2 protein-coding genes are annotated in these 1,660 nt (G+C 63.4%); both read right to left on the reverse strand.

From position 1 onward, the window contains the following. Window positions 1-147: 147 nt before the first annotated feature. The gene (locus ACSQ22_RS26255; RefSeq protein ID WP_436131957.1) at window positions 148-1,080 is read right to left on the reverse strand and encodes an electron transfer flavoprotein subunit alpha/FixB family protein; all 933 of its coding nucleotides are present in this window, start codon (window positions 1,078-1,080) and stop codon (window positions 148-150) included. Between the two features lie 12 nt (window positions 1,081-1,092). After that, window positions 1,093-1,660 (reverse strand): electron transfer flavoprotein subunit beta/FixA family protein (locus ACSQ22_RS26260; RefSeq protein WP_436131958.1); only part of this gene is annotated, 568 nt, incomplete at its 5' end.

The following is a 1,660-nucleotide window of genomic DNA, read 5'->3' on the forward strand; positions in this document are numbered from 1 at the left end:
TTATGGAGAGCTCTCCATAAGCAGCGGTTGCGGCCGATCAATTCAGATCGACGAACTGACGGTACGTGGCGCACAGCGGTCATTGCCAGGCGCTGGCGTCATAAAAAAGGCATAGCGAGCGATGCCTTTGTGCGCACAGCGGCGTTCTTACAGGGCCTTGACCAGTTCCGGCACAGCCGTGAACAGATCCGCTTCCAGCCCATAGTCAGCCACGCTGAAGATCGGCGCCTCAGGGTCCTTGTTGATCGCCACGATCACCTTCGAATCCTTCATGCCCGCCAAGTGCTGGATGGCACCCGAGATACCGGCGGCCACATACAGCTGCGGTGCCACGATCTTGCCCGTCTGGCCCACTTGCCAGTCGTTGGGCGCGTAGCCCGCGTCCACCGCCGCGCGGCTGGCACCCAGGGCGGCGCCCAGCTTGTCGGCCAGGGGCGTCATGACTTCGTCGAACTTTTCCTTGCTGCCCAGCGCGCGACCACCGGAGACGATGATCTTGGCAGCGGTCAGCTCGGGGCGGTCGCTCTTGGCGATTTCGCTGCCCACGAAGCTGCTCTTGCCTGCGTCGGCCGTGGCGGCGGCGGTTTCGACAACTGCGCTGCCACCGGTGGCGGCTGCGGCGTCAAAGGCGGTGGTGCGCACGGTGATGACTTTGACGGCATCTTGGCTTTGCACGGTGGCAATGGCGTTGCCGGCGTAGATGGGGAGCTCGAAGGTGTCTTGGCTCACCACTTTGGTGATGTCGCTGATTTGGGCGACATCGAGCTTGGCGGCCACGCGGGGGGCCACGTTCTTGCCGCTGGCAGTGGCGGGGAACAGGATGTGGCTGTAGTTGGAGGCGATGGCAAGCACTTGTGCGGCCACGTTTTCTGCGAGGCTGTGTTCTAGGCCGGCTGCGTCGGCGTGGATGACCTTGGCGACTCCGGCGATCTGGGCGGCTGCTTGTGCGGCTGCGCCGGCGTTGTGGCCGGCCACCAGCACGTGCACGTCGCCGCCGCAGGCGACTGCGGCCGTGACGGTGTTCAGCGTGGCTCCCTTGATGGATGCGTTGTCGTGTTCAGCAATAACGAGTACGGTCATTTCTTGTTCTCCTTAGATGACTTTGGCTTCGTTCTTGAGTTTTTCGACCAGGGCGGCCACGTCGGCCACCTTGATGCCTGCGCCGCGCTTGGCGGGTTCGGTCACCTTCAGGGTCTTCAGGCGCGGAGCCACGTCCACACCGAGGTCTTCGGGCTTGACGGTATCGAGCTGCTTCTTCTTGGCCTTCATGATGTTGGGCAAGGTGACATAGCGGGGCTCGTTCAGGCGCAGGTCGGTGGTGATGACGGCGGGGAGCGTGAGGGCCAGGGTTTCCAGGCCGCCGTCGACTTCACGGGTCACGCTGACCTTGTCAGCTGCGAGTTCGACCTTGCTGGCAAAGGTGGCCTGGGGCAGGTCGGCCAAAGCAGCCAGCATCTGGCCGGTCTGGTTGGCGTCGTCGTCGATGGCTTGTTTGCCCAGGATGATGAGAGAAGGTTGTTCTTTGTCGACCAGGGCTTTGAGGAGCTTGGCCACGGCCAGGGGCTGCAGTTCAACGTCGGTCTCGACCAGGATGGCGCGGTCGGCACCAATGGCCATGGCGGTGCGCAGGGTTTCCTGGCATTGGGCTACGCCGCAGGAG

Origin of the sequence: Acidovorax sp. LjRoot38, from assembly GCF_964252975.1 — a bacterium.
In the GTDB taxonomy this organism is placed as follows: Bacteria; Pseudomonadota; Gammaproteobacteria; order Burkholderiales; family Burkholderiaceae_C; genus Acidovorax; species Acidovorax facilis.